This window comes from Clostridium estertheticum subsp. estertheticum (genome assembly GCF_001877035.1).
GTDB lineage: Bacteria > Bacillota > Clostridia > Clostridiales > Clostridiaceae > Clostridium_AD > Clostridium_AD estertheticum.
Window position 1 is genome coordinate 2205613 of sequence record NZ_CP015756.1, and the last position, 26436, is coordinate 2232048.

General features: G+C 30.7%; 27 protein-coding genes and 1 riboswitch. Of the genes, 25 read left to right on the forward strand and 2 right to left on the reverse strand.

The genetic code is table 11. The features are described 5' to 3' along the window. Window positions 1-363 precede the first annotated feature (363 nt). The 3 genes from A7L45_RS10140 (at window position 364) to A7L45_RS10150 (ending at window position 3006) form a co-directional block, all read left to right on the forward strand. Complete coding sequence (locus A7L45_RS10140; protein ID WP_071612656.1) at window positions 364-1524, forward strand: CDP-glycerol glycerophosphotransferase family protein; 1161 nt, start codon at window positions 364-366, stop codon at window positions 1522-1524. 29 nt (window positions 1525-1553) lie between these two features. Continuing rightward, window positions 1554-1958, forward strand: coding sequence for a glycerol-3-phosphate cytidylyltransferase (gene tagD, locus A7L45_RS10145; protein WP_071612657.1), 405 nt, complete (start codon window positions 1554-1556; stop codon window positions 1956-1958). 61 nt (window positions 1959-2019) lie between these two features. Further along, window positions 2020-3006 carry a glycosyltransferase family 2 protein gene (locus tag A7L45_RS10150; RefSeq protein WP_236900478.1) on the forward strand — a complete coding sequence of 329 codons (987 nt, stop codon included), beginning with the start codon at window positions 2020-2022 and terminating at the stop codon, window positions 3004-3006. 88 nt (window positions 3007-3094) lie between these two features. Here the strand turns inward: A7L45_RS10150 and A7L45_RS10155 are convergent, their stop codons facing one another. Continuing rightward, window positions 3095-4213 (reverse strand): NADH-dependent flavin oxidoreductase, encoded by a 1119-nt coding sequence (locus tag A7L45_RS10155; protein ID WP_071612659.1) that lies wholly within the window; start codon window positions 4211-4213, stop codon window positions 3095-3097. Window positions 4214-4544: 331 nt separating this feature from the next. Between A7L45_RS10155 and A7L45_RS10160 the strand changes: the two genes are divergently transcribed. From A7L45_RS10160 to A7L45_RS10210, 11 genes are all read left to right on the forward strand, one after another. Beyond that, the gene (locus tag A7L45_RS10160) at window positions 4545-5900 is read left to right on the forward strand and encodes an MATE family efflux transporter (RefSeq protein WP_071612660.1); all 1356 of its coding nucleotides are present in this window, start codon (window positions 4545-4547) and stop codon (window positions 5898-5900) included. Between the two features lie 114 nt (window positions 5901-6014). Beyond that, window positions 6015-6578 (forward strand): TetR/AcrR family transcriptional regulator, encoded by a 564-nt coding sequence (locus tag A7L45_RS10165; protein WP_071612661.1) that lies wholly within the window; start codon window positions 6015-6017, stop codon window positions 6576-6578. 49 nt (window positions 6579-6627) lie between these two features. Beyond that, complete coding sequence (gene lon, locus A7L45_RS10170; RefSeq protein ID WP_071612662.1) at window positions 6628-9015, forward strand: endopeptidase La; 2388 nt, start codon at window positions 6628-6630, stop codon at window positions 9013-9015. A 454-nt stretch (window positions 9016-9469) separates the two neighbouring features. Next, window positions 9470-10336 (forward strand): group II intron reverse transcriptase/maturase, encoded by an 867-nt coding sequence (gene ltrA / locus A7L45_RS10175; protein WP_084647430.1) that lies wholly within the window; start codon window positions 9470-9472, stop codon window positions 10334-10336. 507 nt (window positions 10337-10843) lie between these two features. Then, entirely contained in the window at window positions 10844-12088 is a 1245-nt protein-coding gene (gene ltrA / locus A7L45_RS10180; protein ID WP_071612465.1) for a group II intron reverse transcriptase/maturase, read from the forward strand. Between the two features lie 118 nt (window positions 12089-12206). After that, window positions 12207-12752, forward strand: coding sequence for a group II intron maturase-specific domain-containing protein (locus A7L45_RS10185; RefSeq protein ID WP_084647586.1), 546 nt, complete (start codon window positions 12207-12209; stop codon window positions 12750-12752). 257 nt (window positions 12753-13009) lie between these two features. Continuing rightward, window positions 13010-13102: riboswitch (glycine riboswitch) on the forward strand. 63 nt (window positions 13103-13165) lie between these two features. Continuing rightward, a complete protein-coding gene (locus A7L45_RS10190; RefSeq protein WP_071612664.1) occupies window positions 13166-13435 on the forward strand; it encodes an ACT domain-containing protein in 270 nt (89 codons plus the stop codon). Between the two features lie 28 nt (window positions 13436-13463). After that, window positions 13464-14801, forward strand: coding sequence for a PFL family protein (locus A7L45_RS10195; RefSeq protein ID WP_071614940.1), 1338 nt, complete (start codon window positions 13464-13466; stop codon window positions 14799-14801). Between the two features lie 189 nt (window positions 14802-14990). Continuing rightward, window positions 14991-16460, forward strand: a complete 1470-nt coding sequence (locus A7L45_RS10200; RefSeq protein ID WP_071612665.1) for a spore germination protein — start codon at window positions 14991-14993, stop codon at window positions 16458-16460. 2 nt (window positions 16461-16462) lie between these two features. Continuing rightward, window positions 16463-17551 (forward strand): GerAB/ArcD/ProY family transporter, encoded by a 1089-nt coding sequence (locus A7L45_RS10205; protein WP_071612666.1) that lies wholly within the window; start codon window positions 16463-16465, stop codon window positions 17549-17551. Continuing rightward, the gene (locus A7L45_RS10210) at window positions 17544-18677 is read left to right on the forward strand and encodes a Ger(x)C family spore germination protein (protein ID WP_071612667.1); all 1134 of its coding nucleotides are present in this window, start codon (window positions 17544-17546) and stop codon (window positions 18675-18677) included. Before A7L45_RS10205 ends, A7L45_RS10210 begins: the two co-directional genes overlap by 8 nt. An 89-nt stretch (window positions 18678-18766) precedes the next feature. Here the strand turns inward: A7L45_RS10210 and A7L45_RS10215 are convergent, their stop codons facing one another. Next, complete coding sequence (locus A7L45_RS10215) at window positions 18767-19093, reverse strand: hypothetical protein (RefSeq protein ID WP_071612668.1); 327 nt, start codon at window positions 19091-19093, stop codon at window positions 18767-18769. 199 nt (window positions 19094-19292) lie between these two features. Here A7L45_RS10215 and A7L45_RS10220 point away from each other — a divergent pair, with 199 nt between their 5' ends. From A7L45_RS10220 to A7L45_RS10265, 11 genes are all read left to right on the forward strand, one after another. After that, window positions 19293-19805: an RNA polymerase sigma factor gene (locus tag A7L45_RS10220; protein WP_071612669.1), complete on the forward strand. Its 513-nt coding sequence runs from the start codon at window positions 19293-19295 to the stop codon at window positions 19803-19805. After that, window positions 19802-20251 (forward strand): hypothetical protein, encoded by a 450-nt coding sequence (locus A7L45_RS10225; RefSeq protein WP_151553960.1) that lies wholly within the window; start codon window positions 19802-19804, stop codon window positions 20249-20251. The genes A7L45_RS10220 and A7L45_RS10225 overlap by 4 nt, the downstream gene beginning before the upstream one ends. Then, on the forward strand, window positions 20232-20756 hold the full coding sequence (locus tag A7L45_RS10230; protein WP_071612671.1) for a hypothetical protein: 525 nt from the start codon (window positions 20232-20234) through the stop codon (window positions 20754-20756). The genes A7L45_RS10225 and A7L45_RS10230 overlap by 20 nt, the downstream gene beginning before the upstream one ends. Next, entirely contained in the window at window positions 20749-21054 is a 306-nt protein-coding gene (locus A7L45_RS10235) for a LiaI-LiaF-like domain-containing protein (protein ID WP_071612672.1), read from the forward strand. The genes A7L45_RS10230 and A7L45_RS10235 overlap by 8 nt, the downstream gene beginning before the upstream one ends. A 149-nt stretch (window positions 21055-21203) precedes the next feature. Then, window positions 21204-21929, forward strand: coding sequence for a spore coat protein (locus A7L45_RS10240; RefSeq protein WP_071612673.1), 726 nt, complete (start codon window positions 21204-21206; stop codon window positions 21927-21929). Window positions 21930-21963: 34 nt separating this feature from the next. Beyond that, on the forward strand, window positions 21964-22470 hold the full coding sequence (locus A7L45_RS10245) for an amidase domain-containing protein (RefSeq protein WP_071612674.1): 507 nt from the start codon (window positions 21964-21966) through the stop codon (window positions 22468-22470). Window positions 22471-22597: 127 nt separating this feature from the next. Then, the gene (locus A7L45_RS10250; protein ID WP_084647431.1) at window positions 22598-22966 is read left to right on the forward strand and encodes a response regulator; all 369 of its coding nucleotides are present in this window, start codon (window positions 22598-22600) and stop codon (window positions 22964-22966) included. Window positions 22967-22982: 16 nt separating this feature from the next. Continuing rightward, window positions 22983-23855 (forward strand): hypothetical protein, encoded by an 873-nt coding sequence (locus tag A7L45_RS10255; protein ID WP_071612675.1) that lies wholly within the window; start codon window positions 22983-22985, stop codon window positions 23853-23855. Window positions 23856-24010: 155 nt separating this feature from the next. Then, window positions 24011-24157, forward strand: coding sequence for a hypothetical protein (locus tag A7L45_RS23195; RefSeq protein WP_153882461.1), 147 nt, complete (start codon window positions 24011-24013; stop codon window positions 24155-24157). A gap of 104 nt (window positions 24158-24261) precedes the next feature. Continuing rightward, window positions 24262-24810: a ParB N-terminal domain-containing protein gene (locus A7L45_RS10260; RefSeq protein WP_071612676.1), complete on the forward strand. Its 549-nt coding sequence runs from the start codon at window positions 24262-24264 to the stop codon at window positions 24808-24810. Window positions 24811-25214: 404 nt separating this feature from the next. Next, window positions 25215-26360 carry an ABC transporter substrate-binding protein gene (locus tag A7L45_RS10265; protein WP_071612677.1) on the forward strand — a complete coding sequence of 382 codons (1146 nt, stop codon included), beginning with the start codon at window positions 25215-25217 and terminating at the stop codon, window positions 26358-26360. Window positions 26361-26436: the final 76 nt, after the last annotated feature.

The window sequence follows — 26436 nt, forward strand, 5'->3', positions numbered from 1 at the left end:
ACCTTGTAACTTCGTATATGATGATAAAAATTAAAATTAGTAAGGAATAGATATATACTTATGGTTAAGTTGCTTATTTTGACTTATTCATAAAACTATAATAATAGAATAGGCAAAATTATAATATAAACAAATATAAAAATAATTTTAAAGAAATGAATGGAGAAGTAAATTGCAATTTACTTCTCTAATCATTTCTTTATTTTTTTGTATAGTTTTTTTAATGAGACAATATTAGTCGACAATAAACGACAAAAAACGATTAGTGTGTTAATATAAGGATAGACTTCGAATGTTAGAAATATAGTATAGTTACCGATAATACTATATAAAACAATAAATATTTAAAAAAGGAATGGTTTTTTGATAAATATATGTATTTTAAAAATATGTTCATTATTAAATAAGATGTTAAAAAAGAAAAGAAATAAGATTTGTTTAGTTAGTTTTCCAGATTTCTCTGATAACTGTATGGGTGTATTCAATTATATAATTAAAGAAAATTTGACTCAATATGAAATTGTGTGGTTAGTAAATGACTTATTTATTCCAGATAAAATTAGTGAATTACAACTTTCATTTAAGGTTAAGGTTGTAAAAAAGAATTCTCTTTTGGGGTTATTTAATTATATGACTTCGAAGTATATATTTTATACTCATACACCTTTTAATGGGATAGAAAATCTTAAAAAGCAAATTGTAATTAATTTATGGCATGGTATGCCACTTAAAAACATAGGATATCTAGACAATAAAGATGAGAAGAATATTCCTCATTTTACATATACTATAGCTACATCTTATGAATTTCAAAATGTCATATCCAAGGTTTTTGGGGTAAGTAAGAGTAAAGTATTAATTACTGGATTACCTAGAAATGATGAAATAAATAAATTCAAAAATATATTAGCTAAATTAAAGATAAATGGGGAAATTTATAATAAGAAAATATTATGGATGCCGACATTTAGAAAATCAGTTATGGCAGAAGTACGAAATGATGGTAAACACAAAAATAGAAAATTACCGTTATTATCTAATGAAGAATTAGAAGAGTTTAATAAATATTTAAGGGATAATAATGATTTACTTGTAATTAAATTACATCCTATGGATTATCTTAAAAAAGAGGACTTTAGTAAATTAAGTAATATAAAGATAGTTACAAATTGTGATTTTAAAAATATAGGTGAGCAACTATATTCATTATTTCAAGAATTCGATGCTTTTATTACCGATTATTCATCAGTCTATTTTGATTTTATGTTGCTTAATAAACCTATTGGCTTTGTAATGGACGATTTAAAAGAATATAGTAGTAGCCGAGGGTTTGTTTTTGAAGATATTTATGATTGGATTCCAGGACCAATTATTAAAGATGTCTCTGAGTTAAAAACTTACATAAAAAATGTAAACAATGATATAGACGATTTTAAAGATATTAGAGAAAAAGTTAATGATAAAACTAATAGCTATTCAAACTTTAACAATACTAAAAGGCTATTTAATGAATTAGGTTTATAGAATGATATCTTTAAGGGAGGACAAAACTAATGAAAAAAGTAATTACATATGGGACTTTTGATTTGTTACATTATGGTCATATAAATATATTAAAAAAAGCTAGAGAACTGGGGGATTATCTTATAGTAGCATTGTCAACTAATGAATTTAACGCTTTAAAGGGTAAAGAGTGCTATTTCTCGTATGATCAAAGAAAGAAGCTTATTGAAGCTATACGTTATGTGGATTTGGTTATACCTGAAGATAGTTGGGAACAGAAAGTTCATGATGTTAAGGAATTTAATGTTGACGTGTTTACTATTGGGAACGATTGGTCTGGAAAATTTGATTTTTTAAAAGAATATTGTGATGTAGTATATCTATCAAGAACCCCAAAAATATCAACCACTAAAATAAAAAAAGATTTAGGATTGGATGAAGAAAGTGTATCTTAATAGGATCGTTAGTATAATAGTTCCTGTATATAATTCAGAAAAATATATAGAGAAATGTATTATGAGCATTTTAAATCAAACATATAAATATATAGAATTAATTCTTATTAATGATGGGTCAATTGATAACAGTGGACAGTTGTGTGATACCTTTGCAAAACTGGATAATCGTATTAAAGTAGAACATATGAAAAATTTAGGAGTATCATCTGCTAGAAATAAAGGTATAAAAGCAGCTACAGGAAAATTTATTCAATTTGTTGATTCTGATGATTATATTGAACCTAATATGATTGAAACTTTAATTAATGAAATAAATAGAAACATCGATTTGGTATTTTGTGGATATACAAGAGTTTCTAAGGGTAAAAATGGTGAAATAAATATTAAGGCGATCAGTTTAAACAAGCAAGTTAATATGACAAAAAAAACATTCTTGAATGAATTTGGTATTCTTTTTAAACATTATTATATTAACTATCTCTGGAATAAGTTATATGTTGTTGATATTATAAAAAAATATAATCTTGAATTTGATAGTTTAATAAATTGGGGGGAGGATCTTATGTTCAATCTCCAATATTTAGAACATTGTGGTAACATCACTATAATTGATAAACAACTCTATAATTATGTAAATTATAATGATAATTCTATTACATCTACATTTAATAAAGAATTATATAATAATCAAAATAACATGTACAAATCAGTAAGGAAATTTTTAATTAAAAATAATGTATATACAGATACTAACAAAGATATAGTAGAATTGAAATTCACAGATAGCATTATAATGAGTTTAAACAATTTGTTTTATAAAGATTCAGACTGCGATAAATTAGAAATTAAGAAGCAAATATCACGAATTATTGAAGACGACATTTTAGGTCAGGATTTAAAGTATTTTAACATCGGAGGTTTTCAAAAAAAAATAGTCGGTAAGCTGATAAAGAATAAATTTTTGCATCTTATTATTTATTTTTATAAAACTAAAGAGTATATTAGGCGCAGAAAGAATTTTTTATATAAGATTTTTAAAAAGTAAGTAATCAAAATTAAAAGTGCCAGATATATTTTATATCTGGCACTTTTGTTAAATAAGATGTGTTAAGTATTTAATAGTGATAAAGTACTTATTTTGACATTGGGAACCAACCAGGTGTATTTATAATTGTATTCCAAAGTGGCTCCGGAATATCTAAAGATTTTCTTTGAGTTTTATTTAAAGTAGTACGTATTTTTGAAAAATCACCAGTTTGAACCTTACTCACCCAGTCGGGCTCCATGATTAGTTCTCTACCAAGAGATATAAATGTGGCACCACTGTTTAATGCCTTTATAGCATCTTCAGGTGTGTGGATAGAGCCAACACCAATAAAAGGGACTCTGTCATGTATTTTATCAAGCATACTGCAAATAATAGGATTAGTACTGGAGGCATTACGTATTGAACTTTGCCAAAAATCAGATATAGAGCTGTGCAAATAACTTAATCCTTGATTTGATAAAACGTCTATAAATGAAAGAGTGTCGTCTAAAGTTATACCAGGATTTTCTAGCTCCTCTGGTGAAAACCTGTAGCCCACTATGAAATTCTTTATGCCATCTTCTTTTATTACTTTCTTAACCTGCGCAATAACAGCTAGTGGGAAATTCATTCTTTTTTCTAGGTTCCCACCCCACATATCGTCTCTTCGGTTTGAATGAGGAGAAAAAAATTGTTGTAATAAATATGTGTTGGCTCCATGAATTTCTACACCATCAAAACCAGCCGCTATTGCAAGTTTTGTTGTTTCACCAAAAGCATTAATAGTATCTTGAATTTCTGCCTCTGTCATTTCGCGTGGAGTCATAGCACCTTCTCTTTCAGCCGCTATGGCACTTGCACTAATAGTTTGACCACCAGGTATTTCGGCAGGAATTGCCATTCTACCACCATGAAATATTTGAAGAATTGCTAAGGCACCTTCTCCTTTTATGGTTTGTGATAATTTTTTTAAACTTGGTAAAAAACTATTGTTGTAGGCAGCAAATTGTCCAGGGAATCCCTTACCTGATTTTTGTACATTGGTTGCGGCAGTGATTACTATGCCTACACCTTTTGATCTTGCTTTATAATAACTTAATTCTGCAACAGATACTGTTCCATCAGGATTTGCAGAAAAAGTAGTCATAGGTGCCATAACTATAGAGTTTTTTACATTTATAGTTGAATCTAAAGTTCTTTGTTTAAGTAAATTTTCAATTTTCAATTTAATCGCTCCTCTTTAAAATATATTATAATTAAGATGTTTTAAAAAACTAGTTATATTTAATACTATGTTTAAATTATAAATTTTATATTTATTTCTTATATATTATAATACTATAGTTGCATAAGAATGTAAATGATAATAACTATTACAAAATATTTATTACAAAGTAATTATTAGAAGTTTGAATTTATAAATTAGATTGGATGGATTTATATTTATACGACAGTTTAAATCATAAAACGTATGATATAATATATAGCTGATGTTATAATGAAAAATAAGTTAGGATGTTACAAGATTATATTATTTTTAATTTGGAGGAAATTTTATGAATGGGAAATTAGGATCGGAAAGTATAAGCAAATTACTTTTTAAGTTTTCGGTGCCAGCTATAACGGGAATGGTAGTGAATGCTTTATATAATATTGTGGATCGAATATATATTGGACATATTAAAGGGGTGGGATCATACGCATTATCCGGACTTGCTATAACATTTCCAATATCAGTCATTATAATGGCATTTGGAATGCTTATTGGTATAGGTGCTTGTTCAGTGATATCAATAAGACTTGGAGAAAAAAACGTTAAGGCAGCAGATAACATTTTGGGGAATGCTGTGATGCTTTTAACAATAATATCAGTAGCACTCGGAATTTTTGGAGTTTTATTTTTGAATAAAATTTTAATGTTGTTTGGTGCAGATCAAAATAATCTGCCTTATGCAAAAGCATATATACAAATCATACTTATGGGATCTGTTTTTCAAAATATAGGATTTGGTATTAATAATATAATTAGAGCAGAGGGAAATCCCAAAATGGCAATGCTTACAATGATGTTTGGCGCAATTATTAATATTATATTAGATCCAATATTTATATTTGTATTTAAAATGGGAATTCAAGGTGCTGCAATAGCAACTGTATTTTCTCAAGTTTTTAATACTTTATTAGTGCTTAGATATTTTACAGCAAAAAACAGTGGAAGCATACTTAAATTAAAGAAAATTAACTTAAAGCTCAATAAATATATTGTAAATGATATTTTTGCTATTGGTGTAGCACCGTTCTCTATGCAAATAGCTTCAAGCCTTGTAGCTATTTTATATAATAAAGGTCTTTATACTTATGGAGGGAATCTTGCAATTGCTGCAATGGGGATATTAAATAGTATATCAATGCTAATTTTTATGCCCATAGTTGGTATTAGTCAAGGTATACAGCCTATAATAGGATATAATTATGGGGCTAAATTGTATGATAGAGTTTTTAAAATTTTAAAACTCGCCATAATTTTTGGAACTTGTATTGCTGTAATTGGGTTTATTGTTGTGCAACTATTTGCAAATCAACTTATAACAATATTTGTAGGTAATAATCCTGAATTAATAAAATTAGGTGCACATGGACTTAGGATTGATTTAATGGTTTTACCTATTTTAGGATTTCAAATTTTAGGTGCAAGTTATTTTCAAGCCATAAATGAGGCAAAAACATCGATGGTTTTAAGTGTTTTAAGACAAGTCATAGTGTTAATACCTATTATACTTATACTCCCATTATTTCTTAAATTGGATGGATTATGGTTTTCACAACCTTGCGCTGATTTGATTGCAACATCACTTACTGCATTTTTTCTTGTTAGGAGTATTAAAAAATTAAGGAGCAGTTCTGTATTGTAAAAATATTCTTGACAGTAGACATAGAACATTTAAAAAATACTGTCAGGAATAATAAAATGCTACTTGACAATAAATGAATGATCGTTTATTATAGAGATTAGTAGAGGTGTTTAGATGAGAAGAAAAGATGATGAAAAAGAGAAAAGTATAAAGGAAGCAGTTGTTAAACTAATACTTGAATTAGGTTTTCATGGTACTTCTATTTCAAAAATTGCAAAAGAAGCAGGGGTTTCCCCAGCTACTGTTTATATTTATTACGAGAATAAAGAAATTATGTTTCAAGATATATATTATGAATATTCTGAAGAAATATTTGATTATTTGCTTAGTATGGTTTATAAGAATATGGATGGACATGAACTTATTGAAATACTGGTCAGAGGATATTATACTTACATCAAAGAGAATGGAGAGATATTTCATTTTGTAGATCAATTTTCCAGTTGTCCAGCTTTAGCTTGCCATTGCTTAGATAGAAAAGGCGTGAAAAATCTTAATAATTTGTTTGAGGAAATGAAGCAGCAAAGAGTGCTTAAGGATATCCAAAATGATAATTTGATAGCAATACTTTTTTTTCCAATAAAGTCTATTGCGAGTAACCAATGTATTGGAGAAGTTGAAAGGGATGATTTACTAAAAGAGTTGATTACAATAATACAGGATGCTTTGTTAGCTTAATTAAATGAACATTCACTTATGAATATTTTTGAAAGGAAGGATGAATATAATGATGAGTTTAGATAAAAAAAATAAAGAGGGAATGGTAATTCCTGTAGCAGATATAGTTTTATTACCAGGAATGGAGTATACTTTAAAGCTAACTAAAATTAGTGAAGAAGAACTTAAAAATTTAGACGATGATGAGCAATTTAGTATCGCTTTACCTTTAAAACAAAATTTTAACCAGAACCAATTAAAAGAAGAAGATTTCCATAGAGTTGGCGTTTCATTTCATGTAAATGAAGTTGAGAAAACAGAAAAAGGATATCAAGTGAAAATTAAAACTTTAGATAGGGTTGAAATTAATGAACTTATTATTGAAAGTGGTTTTATACGTGTAGAATTTGAAGTAATACCAGATACTATTGATCTTAATGAAAAAGGTCAAGAAGAAATGATTGAATGCATTAAGAAGGTTACTCGTGAGGTTAGTGAAAGATTTAAGGGATCAGACCAGTTTATGAAGATGATAGAAGATCAAAAGGAGCTAAATGCACTAATGGCTCATCTTACTCAATTTATGCCACTAACAAACGAAGAAAAGTATGAGTTAATTAAAATTAAATCTTTAAAAGATAGAAGCCTTAAGTTTATGGATTACATCTTAAAACAAAAGGAAGCTCTCAAGTTGCAACTTGAGATGGCAGAAAAATTCACTCAGAAAGCTAATAAAGGATATAGAGAATCAGTATTAAGAGATCAATTAAAGGCGATTCAAACAGAATTAGATGAAGGAAAAAGTGAGAGTGCGAAGAAAGATAAAACTTATATAGATAAAATTGAAGAGGCTCAAATGCCAGCTGAAATAAAAATTGCTGCTTTAGATGAACTTGAAAAGCTAGAAAGACAAAGTGAGAATAGTGCTGAATATAATATTGTACGTAATTATTTAGATTTATTAGTTAAACTTCCTTGGAAAAAGTCTGAACCAAAAGTTATTAATTTAGGAGAAGCAAGGAGAATACTAGATGAGCAGCATTATGGATTAGATAAGGTTAAGGATAGAATTTTGCAACATTTAGCGGTTATGCAGCTTAAAAAAGATAAAAAAGGTTCTATTTTATTATTAGTTGGACCTCCAGGTACTGGTAAAACTAGTTTAGGTAAAAGTATTGCACAGGCACTAGATAGGAAATATATAAGATTAAGTTTAGGTGGCATACGTGATGAAGCAGAAATAAGAGGACATAGAAGAACTTACATTGGTGCAATGCCAGGAAGAATTATTCAAAGCATAAAGAAAGCAGGAGAAATAAATCCAGTTATAGTTTTAGATGAAGTGGATAAGCTAATGACTGGCTATAATGGAGATCCAGCCAGTGCATTACTTGAGGTATTAGATCCAGAGCAAAATAACAGCTTTACAGATCATTATTTAGATTTACCTTATGATTTGTCTGAAGTATTTTTTATAGCAACAGCTAATTCCATTGGTGACATTCCAAGGCCATTACTTGATAGAATGGAGATAATCCAGATATCTAGTTATACTATGAATGAAAAATTCCATATTGGGAAAAACCATTTAATACCTGAAATACTTGAAGAACATGGGTTAAATAAAGAACAGTTAGTTATTGAAGATGGAGCTTTGCAAAAGATAATTAGTGAATATACCATGGAAGCTGGTGTTCGTGGACTGAAAAAACAACTAGCTACTCTTGCAAGAATTACTTCAGAAAAAATTGTATCACATAAAGGAGAGTTACCATTTACTGTTACTGAAAGTGAGTTAGACGATTTACTTGGTAGAAAAGTTTCAAGTCATGATAAGGCTCAAAAGGATAATCCCCCAGGCGTAGTTACAGGCCTTGCATGGACATCTGTAGGTGGAGAAATACTTTTCATTGAAGCTACGGACATGTTAGGAAGTGGACAAGTTATATTAACAGGACAACTAGGAGATGTTATGAAGGAGTCTGCAAGGATATCTTTAAGTTTACTTAAATCAAGGTTACCAATGAATTCTATAAACTTTAAGGAAAGAGATCTTCATATTCATGTTCCATCAGGATCTGTTCCTAAAGATGGTCCATCAGCTGGAATTACATTGTTCACTGCACTTGCATCTCTTGTTACAGGAATAAAGGTGGATCCAAAACTTGCAATGACAGGAGAAATAACTTTAAGAGGAGCAGTACTACCAATTGGTGGACTTAAGGAAAAGTTAATTGGAGCTCAAAGGGCAGGTATAACAAAAATATTAATTCCTAAGGAGAATTTAGTTGACCTAAAGGATGTGCCTGAAGAAGTTAGAAGTTTGTTAACTATTAAAACGGTAGAAACAGTAGAGGATGTTCTTCGTGAAACACTAGGAATATCGCTACCTAGAATAGAACATGTATTTAATCCAAGTATTTCGTCGGAAATAAAGATTAAAGAAAATCAAATATAAGATATGATTAAAAGGTGCCTTCAGAGGCATCTTTTTTAAGTGTGCCCGGCATGGGCGTTTACTCGTCGGTGAAAGTCCGATACGGGGGCTGATAGTGCCAACCGTTAGCTTAAGACAAGGGTGTCCACCGTGAGGTGGAATCTAAAGGAAGTCGGCGGCAAAACTCTGGTCTGACGAACAGAAACTACATATAAGGCATATGCTTGTGGGTAAGTTTGCTTAACAAAACGAAGCCCTAACTATCCGAAACAGGCGGTGTAAATGTAGCAGATATTTGGAGGGAAAGTAGACGTTCTTACCCGGGGAGATCTGATAGGTAAGTTATGGATATGAATTTAGAGATAACAAACCATACAGTGATGTATGTCTGAACTATCAGAAGTCAGCAGATGTCATAGTACCATGCTAAACGCGTTAGCGTGGGAAGGACGGAACAATAGGAGGTTTTGAAATTTTGAAAGATACGAAGAAATATGATAAAAGCAGACAACTTCATAAAGAAGGCTCTCTACGAGAGAATAGAGTGGAACTCAAAGGTAACGTAGAAGTGCATAGTATTTCTTCTATATCAGAAGAAGGAAGAAACGGTGTAAATAGATACGGTAATGATTTGCTCGAGCAAATATTATCGAGAAATAATATGAATAAAGCATATAAAAGAGTAAAGGCCAATAAAGGAAGTCATGGTATTGATGGTTTGACAGTAGATGAACTTTTACATCACCTGAAAGAGCATGGACAAGAACTAAGGCAATTATTACTGGAAAATAGATATAGACCTCAAGCAGTAAGAAGGGTAGAAATACCCAAACCTGATGGGGGAATTAGACTACTTGGAATACCTACTGTAGTAGATAGAGTTGTTCAACAAGCGATTTCACAAGTTCTAATCCCAATATATGAAAAGAAATTTTCAGATAATAGTTATGGTTTTAGGCCTTTAAGAAGTGCAAAGCAAGCTGTTGAAAAATGCAGGGGATATATCAATGCTGGACATACATGGACAGTAAATATAGACCTTTCAAAATACTTTGATACGATAAATCATGATAAATTAATTAGGATACTATCGGAAGATATTAAAGATAGTAGAGTAATTTCTCTGATACGAAAGTATCTACAAAGTGGAGTTATGATAAATGGGGTATTTATGAATACTGGAGAAGGAGCACCTCAAGGTGGACCCTTGTCCCCATTATTAAGTAACATAATGTTAAATGAACTTGATGTAGAACTAACAAAGCGAGGACTAAACTTTTGTAGATATGCTGATGATGGTGTGCCACGAAAGCGTGGTAAGCAACTCGTAAGAGTTGCTTAATATTGCTGTGCTATACAGATGATGGAGGAAGGCCCTCCGAAATCGCCATGCAGGTGGAGATTTCAAACTACCTTAAGGTGCTATAATCAAAAGTTATGGTATTGAGCGTTAAGGAAAAGGCAGAGTTAAATCTGTCAAGTATGTACTAAAGAGATGAACGAGCATGTGAACCACTTACGGAAATGTCGAAAGCGTAGAGATTTCATCAGAACCAGAGGGTAGTCGTTAATCTGGGATAAGTCTAGAGGAAACCTGTTTACTGTCTAGGCGGTGGACGGCATAGAGGTGGCATGAATTTAGTACAGGCATTTGTACGGAACGTGGGAACCTACGGCTTGATGTTAAGAGAGTATTTCAAGCAGAAGAACTGTGAGAAAAGAGTATCAATGCAAGCATAGGGGCAGATTGAGTCGTAGTAGTGAAGAAATTTCTGTAATGGAAGTGGAGCGAAGGACTTCGAGTTATTCAGTTTCAGAAATAGGTCAACTTTGAAAGGAGGAGGAGCTTATGATGGAAACAAAGCCGTTTAATATTTCTAAAAGAGCTGTAGTTACAGCTTACGAAAAGGTTAAAGCAAACAAGGGAACATATGGAGTTGATGGACAGTCAATTGAAGATTTTGAGAAGAATTTGAAAAATAATCTATATAAAATCTGGAATAGGATGTCGTCAGGAAGTTATTTTCCTCAACCTGTAAAAGCAGTTGCAATTCCGAAGAAAAGTGGAGGAACTAGATTACTAGGGATACCAACTGTTGAAGATAGAATTGCACAAATGCTAGTTAAACTATACTTTGAACCAGAAGTAGAGCCCATGTTTTATGAAGATTCCTACGGATATAGACCTAATAAATCTGCAATACAAGCAATTGATGTTACAAGAAAAAGGTGTTGGAGGAAGGATTGGGTCCTTGAATTTGATATAAAGGGACTATTTGATAATATCAAACATGACATTTTAATTAAAATGGTAAAGAAACACACAAATGAAGAATGGATTATTCTATATATTCAAAGGTGGTTAACTGCACCATTTCAAATGGAAAATAGAGAACTAGTGCCAAGAATTTCAGGAACTCCGCAAGGGGGTGTCATAAGTCCAGTACTTGCGAATCTGTTTTTACATTATGTGTTTGATGATTTTATAACAAAAGAATTCAAAACAATTCCGTGGGCTAGATACGCAGATGATGGAGTAGCACACTGTGTATCCCTAAAACAGGCTAAATATCTACAAAAACGGTTGCAAGAAAGGTTCGAAGAATACGGATTGCAACTGAACCTTGATAAAACAAAGATTGTATACTGTAAAGATGATGATAGAAACGGAGATTATCCAAATATATCATTTGATTTTCTAGGGTATACATTTAAGCCTAGAGGCGCAAAAAGTAAATATGGAAAGTATTTTACAAGTTTCTTACCAGCGATAGCAGATAATGCAAAGAAAAGAATTAGGAAAGAGGTAAGAAGTTGGAGGGTACAGTTGAAGGTAGATAAAGACTTGTGGGATATATCAAGTATGTTTAATAAAAAGATACAGGGGTGGATTAATTATTATACACATTTCTATAAAACGGAAATGTATGCAGTATTAAGATATATCAATAATGCTTTAGTAAAATGGGTTCGAAGAAAGTATAAGAAACGAAAACACAGACGAAGAGCAGAATATTGGTTAGGGAGTATTGCAAAAAGAGATAGAAATTTGTTTGCACATTGGAAAATGGGAATATTACCAACAGCCGAATGATGGGAGCCGTATGAGCTGAGAGGTTCACGTACGGTTCTGAGAGAAACTAAGGGTGAAGTTCCCTTGGTTTACTTACTCAAATATATATGTTAAAAGTGAGAAATCAGCAAATAGAGTAATGAATAGTATCTCAAGATTTATTGAGGAAAAGTTAAAGCTTAAAGTGAATAAAGAAAAGAGTACAGTAGATAGACCTTGGAAACTTAAATTTTTAGGATTTTCGTTTTACCGAACAAAAGGTGAATATAGAATGAGAGTTCCTCAAAAACCTATAGATAAATTCAGAGCAAAGCTAAAGGAATTAACTTCAAGAAGTAATGCGATGAGCATGGAATATAGATTTAGAAAACTCAAGCAGGTAATAGTAGGATGGGTAAACTATTTTGCTATTGCAGATATTAAAACTATTCTTAAAACACTTGATGAATGGTTAAGACGAAGGATTAGAATGTGTTTTTGGAAACAGTGGAAGAAAATTAAAACAAAGCATGAAAACCTTATTAAATTAGGTTTAACAAGCAATAAAGCTTGGCAGTATGCAAACACAAGAAAAAGCTATTGGAGAACATCCAACAGCCCAATATTAGCCAAAACAATAACTAATAAATACCTTAAAAAGATAGGTTTAGTCTCCATGTCTGAAATATATTTATTAAAACATTAATTTCTATTGAACCGCCGTGTACCGAACGGTACGCACGGTGGTGTGAGAGGACGCTAAATAAACTAATTATTTAGCTCCTACTCGATTGTCCTAAATAAAGAAATTAATATAATATGTTGATATTAGTTAATAAAACTGTTATTATAACAATAATAACTTACAACTAAATAGTTCGGATGATTATAGCAGAAGAGTATAGGATATCTATACACCCAAAAAGTAAATCTTTTAGGTACCGCACGGATATGACTGTTATAGGACGAGCCCTTGGAGAGACTCGAATTGAGCACCGAAGGAGCAAGCTTGTGAAAACTAGTGAAACTCTCAGGTAAAAGGACAGGGGATAATATTGATTTCAAGGGTCGAGTATTATCTATTCGGCTTTTTTTTGTGATTAAAAAAGGAGGAAAAGAATGAAGGCTGTATTAACTGTAATTGGGAAAGATAGAGTAGGTATCATTGCAAATGTATCCAATTTATTATTTGAAAAAAATGCTAATATTTTAGACATTAGTCAAACTATTATGCAAGAATTTTTTACTATGGTAATGCTTGTGGATTTAGCTAATATTAATATTTCTTCAAAGGAACTAGCCGAATTATTAATTACGATGGGTAAAGAGTTAAAAGTTTCAATAAAAATGCAACATGAGGACGTATTTAATTCAATGCATCTTGTATAGGAGGTAGAAAGTGAATATTAATCAAATAATGGAAACAGTAAAAATGTTAGAGGATGAAAAGTTAGATATTAGAACACTTACAATGGGAATATCTTTACTCGACTGTTGTGATTCTGATGGTAAAAGGGCTAGAGCTAGAATTTACGAAAAGATTATGAGACTTGCTGGAAACTTAGTTAAGGTAGGAGATGATTTGGCTCTTGAATATGGAGTGCCAATAATAAACAAAAGAATCTCAGTTACTCCGATTTCTTTGATTGCAGGAGCGTCTAAGGATGAGAATTATGTAGAGTACGCAATAATGCTTGATAAGATTGCAAATGAACTAGGAGTAAACTTTATTGGAGGGTTTTCTGCATTGATTCATAAGGGATATACTACTGGTGATCATAGATTAATATCTTCTATACCAGAAGCTATGAGAGTTACAGAGAGAGTATGCTCATCTGTGAGTGTTGCAAGTTCTAAGGTTGGAATTAATATGGATGGAGTTCGTGAAATGGGTCAAGTTATTAAGGAAGCTGCAAGGCTTACTGCCGATCGTGATGGGCTTGGTTGCGCGAAAATTGTAGTCTTTGCTAATGCAGTAGAGGATAACCCTTTTATGGCAGGAGCTTTCCACGGAGTTGGAGAACCTGAGTGTACCTTAAATGTAGGAATAAGTGGTCCTGGCACAGTAAAAGTTGCCCTTGAAAAAGTAAGGGGTGCTGACTTTGGCGTTGTAGCTGAGGTAATAAAGAAAACTGCATTTAAGATAACAAGAATGGGTCAATTAGTTGGAATGGAAGCTGCAAAGAGGCTCGATGTACCTTTTGGGATAGTAGATTTATCATTGGCACCAACACCTGCAATAGGTGATAGTGTTGCTAGAATACTTGAGGAAATGGGACTTGAAGTATGTGGAACTCATGGAACAACTTGTGCGCTGGCAATGCTTAATGATGCAGTTAAAAAGGGCGGAATAATGGCTTCTGGATCTGTTGGTGGTCTTAGTGGAGCATTTATACCAGTAAGTGAGGATGAGGGTATGATTGAGGCTGTAGAAAAGGGAGCTTTAAACATTGAGAAACTCGAAGCTATGACTTGTGTTTGCTCAGTAGGCCTTGATATGATTGCCATTCCAGGAGATACTTCTGCAGAAACAATATCAGCAATTATTGCAGATGAGTGTGCAATTGGAATGATTAATAATAAAACTACTGCAACAAGGTTAATACCAGCCCCAGGTAAGAAAGTTGGGGACTCAGTAGAATTTGGTGGACTTCTTGGACGTGCTCCAGTTATGAAGGTAAGTGAATTCTCAAGTAACGATTTTATAAATCGTGGTGGAAGAATTCCTGCACCTATACATAGCTTTAAGAATTAGAAAGCTAATACATTTTAGTTGGAAAACAGAAATTTGATCTGACTTGAATAAAAACTAAAGGTTGGCTATATCAAAATAATTGTTTGAATTATTTTGATATAGCCCTTTTTATTATGTTCTTAAAGTGTCGTAAATACAATTTCCGTATAATATTATATATATTGCAAATGATAATAATGGTGATGTGAAATGGTCGACGATAAAAATATAAATATAAATTTATATAAGGATTATGAAAAAAATTTTTCAATAATTGATGATATATTAAAAAATTCCCCTGACATTATAAGACGAAAAGTTATTTTGAATTCAGGTAAAAAGGGTTGTTTCTTTTTTGTTCAAGGTTTATGTGATATTGATCTTTTCCAAAGAGATTTTATGACACCCTTATTAAAATTAGAAAAATTAGACTTAGACGATATAAAATATCTTCCGAGTAAAATATTCGTAGCAGGATTAACATTTCCTTTAGTAATTGATAGTTTAATAAAAGACATATTAGCTGGAAATGCAGTGTTTATATGTGACGGATTGAGTGTAGGAATCTCATGTACACTAAAAAAATATGAAAAAAGAAGTATACAAGAGCCAGAAGGGGAAAAAAGTATAAGAGGAGACCATGATGGCTTTATTGAAGATATGGCGACAAATATTGCTACCATTAGACGGAAACTAAAAACTCCTAATCTTAAATTCAAGGATTTTACTGTAGGCAATGTCTCACATCAAACTGTTTCTGTTGCGTACCTTGAGAATATTGCAAATACTAACTTACTACAAATTATTTCTGATAAAATTAATAATATTGATACAGACAGCCTTATAGCAATTGGTTATTTAGAGCAAATTATAGCGGATCACCCAAATTCCATTTTTCCTCAATACCTTGCTACAGAAAGGCCAGATAAGGCTATAGCGGGATTGTTGGAGGGGAAATATGTAATAATGCTTCAAGAGACATCGTTTGTAATGATAGCTCCTGTAACTTTTCATGCATTTACACAGGCACCTGAAGATTATACAACCCATTGGTTAGGCGCAACTTATCTGAGGTTATTAAGGACAATTGCAACATTAATAGCGTTATTTCTTCCGGGCATTTATATTGCATTACTAAGTTACCATTATTATATGATACCGTTACCATTACTAGTATCACTTGCAGAGTCAAGAACAAAGGTACCATTTCCTCCTGTTATTGAAGCGTTTTTGATAGAATTTATGATAGAGATGGTGAGAGAAGCCTCCATTAGACTTCCATCGTTTATAACTGCATCTATTAGTATAGTTGGAGGACTTGTAATAGGGCAGACAGCTATCCAGGCTGGAGTTGCAAGTGATCTTATGGTAATAATAATTGCTGCTTCTGCCATTGCAGGATTTACTATGCCTACTTATGATTTGGGAATTTCAATTAGACTCTGTAAATATATAACTATGATTACATCATCAATATTTGGTATTTTGGGAGTAGTAGTTCCCATAGTAACCTTACTTGCTCACTTATTAGTTCTAGATTCTCTTGGTGAACCATATTTTCAACCTATAGCACCTTTTAAGTTTGGTGATTTAAAAGACACCTATATAAGGGCACCAATTAGATATTTAAAGAAAAGGCCAGATGTTGCGAAACCCAAGAATAAGGAAAGAGGTAAATAAAAATGGATAGTAGAGAAAATCAAATTTCCTCTGGTCAATTAATGGGATTTATTGTATCAATCCAAATAGGTATAGGAGCTCTTACCATGCCATCTGAATTAGCTAAAGCTTGCGGACATGATGGTTGGATTTCAATACTTATATATAGTTTAATAATAACAACGGTAATTTCACTAATTATAAGGCTTATGTGCAGGTATAACAATAAATCTATATACGAAATAGATAAGTTATTATATGGAAAAAACATTGGTAATCTGTTAAATTTACTTATAGTTTTATATTTATGGTACTGCACCTGCATAAGTTTAAGAAGTTATACAAATGCAATACATATTCACCTTTTAAGGTCAACTCCTACACTAGTGCTATGTATTTTCACTATAATACCTACCTACTACTTAGCATGGTACGGAATAAAATATGTATCCAGATTTTCACTTATGATATATCTTTCCATAAGTTTTTGCTTCCTTTTGTTTTTTCTTGTATTTAAAGAATTGAGGTTTAGTTTTTTAATGCCTTTAGGCCAATGCGGTATAGAAGGTATAAAAGCTAGCTTTAGTCCATGTATTTTTGCTTTTCTGGGTTATGAAGTAATTTCAGTTATATACCCAGAAATTACAAATAAAAAAAAGGCTATGAAATATGCAATATTTGCAAATATTATTACCACTATATTTTGTATACTTCTTCTTATAGTTACTACATCTTTCTTTGGAGAAGAAATGCTTAAAAAAAGTTTGTATCCAACAATTACATTAGCTAGATCGTATAGAGCCCCTATAATAGAGAGAATGGATATACTATTTTTAGCTATGTGGCTACCGGTAATAGCTATGACAACTAGAGGATACTTTTGTATAACCTATTATAGTATAAATAAACTGCTAAATCTAAAGAAAAAAGGTATATATTTATTTATGTTTACAGCGATAACAATATTATTAAGCATTGTGCCCAAAAGTATTTCACAGATTAGCAATTACAGTAATGTTATGTTAATATCTGGAACCACATTTTCAATATTTTTAGTTATATGTTACTTATTTTCTTTCATACGAAAAAAGGGAGTGAAATCACATGTATAAAAGGTTAAGAAAAATATTTGCATTAATATTTGTTATACCATTTGTACTTTGTGGTTGCTGGGATCAAGTGTTAGTAGAAAAAACTGGGTTTATGACAGCAGTAGGTGTAGAATCAGCTTCTGCAGGGAATTTAAAACTTACCTATGCCATGCCAGTAATTGATGCAAGTGTTACTACTGCTAAATCAGAATTATTTGATATTGAAGCAAATTTGACAAGGATAGCTAGGGATAATGTAAATAGAAGGTCAGGAAAGCAAATGATGGCAGGTAAAATCCAGCTAATTTTATTTTCTAAAGAATTTGCTAGTCAAGGTCGTATATATGATCTTAATTCAATATTTGAAAGGGATCCTTCTGATGCAATTCTTGCTTGGGTAGTAGTTGTTGATGGGAGCGCTAGAAGTTTAATGCATCAATCAGTAGAGAATTTTACAGATAAACCAAGAAGCTCTATATATATAAATGAATTACTTGAGCGTGCAGTTAGTACCGCCAGCACTAGTGAAACAAGGATATATAAGTATGATTTAATAAATGTAGCCCCAGGTATTGATAATATAACTCCACTAATAAAGATTAATGAAAAGTCTATTGAAGTTAAAGGTTCCGCCCTATTTTCGAGGGGGAAAATGGTTGGAACTATAAATGCAGAGGAAAATGGACTGTTAATGTCAATGATGAAGACTTTAAAGCATAAAAAATTCACCTATAATGCCAGTTTACCACCAGAGGCTGAAGCAAACTATAGCGAAAAACAAAGCGCAGCTATTCAACTCTTTCAAAATAGTAAGAAAATAAAAATATCAATAAAGAATAATAAACCTGTAGTAGATATTTATTTAGACTTTTCTGGTAATGCAGATGAGTATAAGTGGGATAATCTAAATGATGAAAAGCAGGTTAAAAAATTTGATAATTTTGTTCAGGAGCAAATTCAAGAAGATTGTCAAAAATTAATTGAGTATATGCAAAAAATAGGGAGTGATACTATTGGTATAGGCGATATGGTAAGAGCCAAATATAATGGTTACTTCAAAATGGTAGATTGGCATACAGCATATAAATCTGCCCAAATAACAACACATGTTAAATTCCATTTAATTGAATATGGTGATATACAGTAAAGCATGCATATAAATTAATAGTTATTTAATGAGTATCTAAATATATAAGTTTGTTGCAATGATCATACTCAATTTATTCTCTTTAGTTTTTATTCTTTTCTACAACAATTTTTATGAACCCAATTTTTGTAAACCTCTTGAAATCCCAAGTTTGTATAACAAATTGTGTCTCCTGGGGAAATTGGGTTATTACATACCATACAAGTAGAACTATAATCTGATGTTTTTGTAATCCCAAGCCATAGGGGCTCATTAAGTTTAATTAACTCTGTTTTGAGGTCATCCGCTGTAAATTCTTTGCTTATTAGCTCACGTAAATAAGCGGAGAAATTATTTTCTCCATGTGTTAATTTGGATTTTTTTAACGCAAGGCTATATACATGATCTGGTAGAGTAATTGATACTTTCTTACTCATTATGTTTAACTCCTATAGTATTAATATCTACTAATATAGTATGAATATTAATGAAATTTGTGCATATTTTATATGCATTAATGCTAATTTTATGGACAAGGCATTTTGAAATTAATAATAAAAATAATATATATTATTTTATATTTGAAGTGTTTTTTATTTTCTAATCGTTATATTATTGTAGGGACAAAAGGGGGGGATGATGGTTATTCAAGAGGAAGAATTTTCAAACTATATAAAACAATATGAACGTTTAATCATCACTATTTGTCTATCGTTTACTAAGAGTTACTTTGATGCAGAAGATTTGGCACAACAAACATTTTTGTCTGCATATACGAATTATAGTAAATTTGATGGAGTTAATTTTAAGGCCTGGATTACAAGAATTGCTATAAATAAATGTAAAGACTTTCTTAAGAGTCCTGCAAGAGTAATTTATAGCTTGTCTAATGAAGATTTTGAATCTTTGAAAGATAAGGGGGGTACTCCAGAGGATATGCTTTTAGAAAGATGTAGTAAGAAAAAAATACACAATTTATGTGAAAGATTAAAAGAGCCTTATAGAGCTGTTGCAGTAAATTATTTTTGTGAAGCTATTAAACTCTCAGATATGGCAAAAGATACGGGGATAAGTTTAAAAACATTACAAACCCATCTTTATAGATCAAAAAAACTTCTTAAAAATTTATGGAAGGAGGAGTTTATGTGAGTTGTACATTATTCAATGAAAATGGACATATAACTAAGATATTGATACAAAGGTTTAAAGAGGGTTCCCTAAGTGATAATGAACTAGTTTTAATGTCAGAGCATATATGTTTGTGTGATACCTGCGCAGATGTTTTAGCAGATGCTTTTAGTAATAATGAACTTGCGGATGCTCCTTTAGGATTTGAGCAAGAGGTGATAGGCAAAATAAAAAAGAAAAAAGAAAGTAATACTCAGTTTATATTTTACTCTCTTAGAGTAATAACTGCAGCAAGTATAGCATTAATATTTGTTTTTTCAAATTCATTAAATTTTATAGCTAATAAACCATTGGATGTAAATCCTATAAGTTTAAGCTCAATAAACACAATTAGTGCAAGTCTTAACAGTTTTTCTAAAAAAATAATTAATATGGAGGTATTTGACAATGAAAAAGGAAAAAAATAAATTTTTAACTTTTGGCTTTTCACTTTTGCCTGGGGCTGGCCACATGTATATGGGATTTATGAAGATGGGATTATCACTAATGACAATGTTTTTCTTCATAATATTTCTTTCGAGTTTTCTTTCTATAGGATCAATTCTCTTCGTTGCACCGCTGATATGGTTTTATTCGTTTTTTGATTGCTTAAACAAAAGGTATGCAACTGATGAAGAATTTTTACTTTTAGAGGATAACTACTTATTTTCTCTTGATGAACTGGTAAAAGTAGATAAAGATATATTAAAAAAACATGCATTGTTTTCAGGAATATTATTAGTACTTCTTGGTGGATACTTAATATTTAACAATATTATTAACAGCTTAGCTGGATATATTCCTGGAGATGTATATAATGTTATCAGTGATGTAACAAGGATGGCTCCTCAGATAATAATAGGTGTAGTAATAGTTGTTATAGGTGCAAAGCTTATTATAGGCAAGAAAAAGGAGTGTGATATAAATGATTAAGGGACGCCGAGTTGGGACTTTTACTACTGGAATAGTTTTAGTTATGTTTGGGGTAATGTTTTTGCTCAGATTAATATATCCAAGTATTAATTATTTAAGACTAGCATCACTGTGGCCAGTAATTTTAGTTCTTCTTGGAGTAGAAATTATTGTAGGATATTTAATAAACAAGGATGAGATAATGAAATATGATTTTGCTGCAATAATGCTGATAATAATCTTGGCTGCTTTTTCAATGGGTATGGGATGTATGGAATATATAATTACTCATATTCAGCAGTTGAGAACTATATTGTAAGTTTTATATTATGAAAAATTAGCTATAGGATAAACATTTTTTAATATGTTTATTCTATAGCTAATAGTTTTTTATTAATAAATAATTGTAAATTTTCAAAGAAAGTATCATAAGATACTATATAAAGCTTATAAAACAAAGGAGCCGTTATGTATAATAATTATTCTAGAGATAATATAATAAAACCAACAATTGTAGCTTATGCAAGTGGAGATGTAAATGGGGATAGAATACCTGATAATGTGTATTTAACTGGTATAAAAACATATGGCAGTCAATTCATTGAAAAAATAACACTTGAAATACAAAATGGCATGACAGGTGAGTTTACTAATATAACATTCAGTGATAATAATGGATACGACCCTAAAATACTTTTGGGAGATTTTACAGGTAACCATGTAGATGATATTTTGATAGGTATTAATTCAGGCGGTAGTGGTGGGATAATGTATTATTATATTTATTCTTTTATTAATAACAAAGTTCAAGTATTGTTAGACTTTAATGAATATAACGATTTATACAAATATGATGTTATATATAAAGATAATTATAAGGTTGAAGTTATTAGTAAAACAAATAAACAAAAATACATTATTGATATCTCTAATAGGGGAATTGATTATTTAAGTGAAATATATTATGCAAACGGAAAACTAAAGGTCCCAATCAACGGGTTTGTAAATCCCATAAGTGGATTATATCCTGTAGATTTTGATTCAAATGGAGTGTATGAGCTATTGGCATATCAAAAAATTGCTGGTAGATATAATGCAGATGCTTTAGGTTATGTCTTAAATACTTTAAAATGGGAAATTAGTAAGTTTGATTTGTATAATCAGAATATAGCTATTTTTGGAGCACAAATATAGCTGTATTTTGATATAAATTTTAAGGAGTAATAGTATGACAAGCAAATATGATAGAAAACTAGCAACAAGTTATGCGATGAAGTACGCTCTTGAGCCAAACAAAAGGTATAAGTTTTATGAATTTGTTAATGGAAATGGGGGGGATTGTACTAATTTTGTCTCTCAGTGTTTAATGGCAGGGGGAGCAAGAATGGATTACAATAATGTTAGACCTTGGTGGTATGATGGTAGAGGTAAATCTTCAATTTGTTGGGCTGTTGCTAATTCGCTGTTCTGGTATTTGAAAACGAATCAAAAACTAAATAGAAATGTTATTAAGGGTTTAGAGGTAGAGGACTTAAGTAAACTTGAAATTGGAGATGTAGTATTTTACGAAAACTATAATAATTCTATTTTTCATTCGGCAATAATAACATCATTTATAGACGAGTATGGAATTCATGAACCTCGTATATCTCAACATTCATATAATCAGATTAATGAAACATATGTAAAAGATTATGAATATAAAAAAGCACATTTTCTTAAAATTACTTTTTGAAAATCATATGTTTATTTACTGTTTTTAATAAAATATACAGTAAAAAAAAGGTTTTTTTGGAAAAACGACGAAAGTAAATAGAGAAATAGAAATTTAGTGTATTGTTATTATATTAGGAGGGGTTAAAGTGATAGAAAATTTGCTGAAAATATTGGTTTGTGATGATTCTATGCTAATTAGAAAAAAATTGAAAGAGTTATTAAAAAGTTGTGGTTGTAATAATATTTTAGAAGCATCTAATGGGCAAGAGGCCGTAGATAGTTACAAAGAGAATAATCCAGATTTAGTATTTATGGATATTATTATGCCTTTTAAAAATGGAATTGAGGCTGTTAAAGAAATAATAGAATTTGATAATGAAGCAAAGGTAGTAATGGCATCTTCAGCTGGAACAAAAGAACATGTAAAAGTCGCGATAAAGGCAGGAGCATTCGAATTTGTTCAAAAGCCTTGGGAAAAGGAACAAATTAATAAAATTCTTCTTAATCTAAAATAAGTAAGGAGGTCATGCAATGTTTAGTCAGTATTTTGGCCAATATTTATTAAATGAAAAATATTTAACTTTTCAGCAATTAAAGATGGCAGTAGAATATCAACAATCAGTACGATTAAAACTAGGGGTTTTAGCAGTAAATGCAGGATATATGAATGCGGATCAAGCAAGTAAGGTACATTCAATGCAAACAAAACTTGATAGACGGTTTGGGGAAATAGCTGTTGATATGGAATATTTAAAAGAAGAACAAGTAGAGGAGTTGCTTTCATCTCAAAGATTTGGACATCTTCTACTTGCGCAAGCACTAATTGACAAAAATTACATTTCACTAGAAAAGTTTGAAGAGGCAATTTATGAGTATAAGAAAAAATACAATATTTCGGAAGCTCAGTTTGATAAATTGCAAAGAGATGATGTAGATGAGATTATAGATATTTATGTAAATTTAGAAAATGATAAATATGGTACAGAAATTAAAAATTACATAGCTTTATTTATGAGGAATGTAATTCGTTTTATTGATTCTGAGGTTTATACTAATGAAATTATGAAAGTTAAAGAATTCAAAACAGAATGCTGCATGAGTCAAAGAATAAAAAACTCAATTAATTTTTTAACTTATATTAATGCAAAGGAAGATGTTTTTGCATTATTTGCATCTAGATATGCAGAGGAAGAATTATTAACTGTAGATGAAATGGCTAAAGACTCTGTGGGTGAATTTTTGAATTTAAACAATGGGTTATATCTTGTAGGAATGTCTAATATAGGTATAGAACTTGACATGGAACCTCAAACAGAGTTTTTTGAAAAAACAATATATTCAACATACGTGATCCAAATAGTATTGCCTTTTGGCACAATGGAACTTATTATATCTCATTTGTAGAATATGTTTAGTATAAATTATATGCTTTTATGTATTTATAGTTATAAAGGTTAATATAAAAAGATAATATTAAAATTGTAATTTTATCTGTAAAATGATACAATGAATCCATAAGCAAAGAAAAAATATTATTAAATGATAAAGGGGTGAGGTCTGTGTTAGCTTGTATTAAAATTTCTCAAACTAAAGAACTGAAAATATCATCTAACATAGTCATAGATAAACTCACTTGCGCTAAAATTAATATGGGATTAAAATATAATTTAGTTAGAAAACACCTAGAAGCGGTATGCGCTTTCTAGGTGTTTTATTTTTAGAATTTTGGATATGTGAAATTCTTAAGAGATAATTAAGTATTATGTTGTATTTTTATAAAAAATAAAGTAATTAAAAGGAGAATTTATTTATGAATAAGAGTGAAATTATAATTAAGGGCCTACCTGTAAAAACAAATAGGCTAGAGAGTGGGGATGTTAATTTACTATTTAAAATAGGAACTTATGATAATATGGAATCTGTTTATAGAGTAGTTGTAAAAAAAGATTATTGGAGAGATGCGGTAGTAGGGATGGAAGATGTAAATTATTTTGTTATTAAAGGAGAACTTAAAGCATGTGTAAACCGTACAGGTACACCTTTTATTTCAGTAGAAGCAACATCAATAAAAATATTTCACTTGTTAAAAGATGAAAATGGACAAATAGACTTAAATTATGAAATGCCAACTGGAACTGATGAAATAATGGATATAACAAAGTTAGTAAATGAAAATGAAGGTATGTCTTTAAAAAGATCAAAAAACAAGGCATTAAATTACATGAAAAATAATAATAAGTTTAATAAACCAATTGTTGTAAAAAAAGGAAGTCTTGTTATTGTATCAGGACATGATCAATACGCAGCAGCACAGGAACTTGGAATAAATAATGTCCCAGTTTCATATTCAGATAGCTAGCAAGTGGGAACTTTGTTCCCACTTGTTTTTTCGTGAAGGGTATATTATAAATAAATCATTAACCTTTATAACATAATAATATAAGATAAAAGATAGCTGCAGAAATTGCAGCTATCTTTTTATAAATGTTTTTACAATTATGAATCACAAAATATAAATCATGCAATTATTTAAAAAATGAATGAATTGAAATATTTATTTTTAAATCAATCAAAAAAGTATTGATAAGCATTAAAATATATGATATTATTAATAAAAATTACGAATTATGAATAATTTAAAAAATATTAATTCATAAAATGCAATCATGTGATAATTGTTTTATAAAGTATTGGTACACGATTATTTGGAAATGTGTAAGTAGTATTTATCAGAAAATAAATATGAAATCGGGGGGTTATTAAATGTTTAAAAAGAAAATGTCGTTATTACTATCTATGTCAATGGCTATAGGATTACTTGCAGGATGCGGTGCAAAAAGTGCATCAACTACAGGAGAGATAAAAATTGGAGTTGTATTACCACTTACTGGTTCAGTTTCATCTTTTGGAAAATCAGGACAAAATGGTATAAAATTGTTAGAAGATCAAGTGAACAAAGCTGGCGGAATTAATGGACGTAAGATTAAGTTTATTTATGAAGATGATGAAGGTAAACCAGATACTGCAACAACCGTTGGTACAAAGCTTATTAGTAGTGATAATGTTGTAGCAATAGTTGGACCATTAACTAGCGGATCGGCTATAGCCCTTGGACCAATAGCTACTCAAAGTAAAGTACCAATGATAACAGGATCAGGAACAAACCCAGATGTTACTAAAAAAGGTGGAGAATATGTTTTTAGGTCATGCTTTATAGATCCTTTCCAAGGCAGTGTTTTAGCAAAATTTGCTTCAGGAGATTTAAAGGCAAAGACAGCGGCTATTCTTTATGATAATGGTAATGATTACTCTAAAGGATTGGCTGAGTTCTTTGAAAAAGGGTTTGTTGCAGCAGGCGGAAAAATAGTTGCGAAAGAAACTTATGCTACAGGAGACAAAGATTTTAAGGCACAGCTTACAAAAATGCAACCAACAAAACCAGATGTAGTATTACTTCCTGATTACTATGGAACAGTTGGTAATATTGCAAAACAAGCAAGGGCTATTGGGATAAATGTTCCATTACTAGGTGGAGATGGTTGGGATTCAGCTGAATTATTTAAGGTTGGTGGAACTGCAGTTAATGGATGTTATTTATCTGATCATTACTCAGCTGATGATACAGCACCTATAGTTGTCGCATTCCAAAAGGAATATAAAGCAAAATACAATTTGAATGCAGATGCTATGGCAGTTCTAAATTACGACGCTGCAAAGATAATGGTAGAAGCTATAAGAACTGCTGGTAAAACGGATGGACCAAGTATTAAAGCGTCACTCGCAAAAACTAGTCTTGAAGTAGTATCTGGTAAAGTATCTTTTGATGCAAATAGAGATGCAATTAAAGGAGCCGTAATTTTAAAGGTTGATGGTGGTAAGTTCAATTTTGTTAAAAAGCTTGTTCCTTAATAAGAAAACAAAAATAAAGTTAGCAGATATACTTCATTAATAAATTGTAGTATGTCTGTATTTTAAAATATAAATT

Excerpts from the sequence above, each read along its gene's own strand:
- tagD (WP_071612657.1), top strand. The coding sequence starts at position 1,554 with ATGAAAAAAGTAATTACATATGGGACTTTTGATTTGTTACATTATGGT.
- A7L45_RS10150 (WP_236900478.1), top strand. The coding sequence starts at position 2,020 with ATGAGCATTTTAAATCAAACATATAAATATATAGAATTAATTCTTATT.
- A7L45_RS10160 (WP_071612660.1), top strand. The coding sequence starts at position 4,545 with ATGAATGGGAAATTAGGATCGGAAAGTATAAGCAAATTACTTTTTAAG.
- A7L45_RS10165 (WP_071612661.1), top strand. The coding sequence starts at position 6,015 with ATGAGAAGAAAAGATGATGAAAAAGAGAAAAGTATAAAGGAAGCAGTT.
- lon (WP_071612662.1), top strand. The coding sequence starts at position 6,628 with ATGATGAGTTTAGATAAAAAAAATAAAGAGGGAATGGTAATTCCTGTA.
- ltrA (WP_071612465.1), top strand. The coding sequence starts at position 10,844 with ATGATGGAAACAAAGCCGTTTAATATTTCTAAAAGAGCTGTAGTTACA.
- A7L45_RS10185 (WP_084647586.1), top strand. The coding sequence starts at position 12,207 with ATGAATAGTATCTCAAGATTTATTGAGGAAAAGTTAAAGCTTAAAGTG.
- A7L45_RS10190 (WP_071612664.1), top strand. The coding sequence starts at position 13,166 with ATGAAGGCTGTATTAACTGTAATTGGGAAAGATAGAGTAGGTATCATT.
- A7L45_RS10195 (WP_071614940.1), top strand. The coding sequence starts at position 13,464 with ATGGAAACAGTAAAAATGTTAGAGGATGAAAAGTTAGATATTAGAACA.
- A7L45_RS10200 (WP_071612665.1), top strand. The coding sequence starts at position 14,991 with ATGGTCGACGATAAAAATATAAATATAAATTTATATAAGGATTATGAA.
- A7L45_RS10205 (WP_071612666.1), top strand. The coding sequence starts at position 16,463 with ATGGATAGTAGAGAAAATCAAATTTCCTCTGGTCAATTAATGGGATTT.
- A7L45_RS10210 (WP_071612667.1), top strand. The coding sequence starts at position 17,544 with ATGTATAAAAGGTTAAGAAAAATATTTGCATTAATATTTGTTATACCA.
- A7L45_RS10215 (WP_071612668.1), bottom strand. The coding sequence starts at position 19,093 with ATGAGTAAGAAAGTATCAATTACTCTACCAGATCATGTATATAGCCTT.
- A7L45_RS10220 (WP_071612669.1), top strand. The coding sequence starts at position 19,293 with ATGATGGTTATTCAAGAGGAAGAATTTTCAAACTATATAAAACAATAT.
- A7L45_RS10230 (WP_071612671.1), top strand. The coding sequence starts at position 20,232 with ATGAAAAAGGAAAAAAATAAATTTTTAACTTTTGGCTTTTCACTTTTG.
- A7L45_RS10235 (WP_071612672.1), top strand. The coding sequence starts at position 20,749 with ATGATTAAGGGACGCCGAGTTGGGACTTTTACTACTGGAATAGTTTTA.
- A7L45_RS10240 (WP_071612673.1), top strand. The coding sequence starts at position 21,204 with ATGTATAATAATTATTCTAGAGATAATATAATAAAACCAACAATTGTA.
- A7L45_RS10245 (WP_071612674.1), top strand. The coding sequence starts at position 21,964 with ATGACAAGCAAATATGATAGAAAACTAGCAACAAGTTATGCGATGAAG.
- A7L45_RS10255 (WP_071612675.1), top strand. The coding sequence starts at position 22,983 with ATGTTTAGTCAGTATTTTGGCCAATATTTATTAAATGAAAAATATTTA.
- A7L45_RS10260 (WP_071612676.1), top strand. The coding sequence starts at position 24,262 with ATGAATAAGAGTGAAATTATAATTAAGGGCCTACCTGTAAAAACAAAT.
- A7L45_RS10265 (WP_071612677.1), top strand. The coding sequence starts at position 25,215 with ATGTTTAAAAAGAAAATGTCGTTATTACTATCTATGTCAATGGCTATA.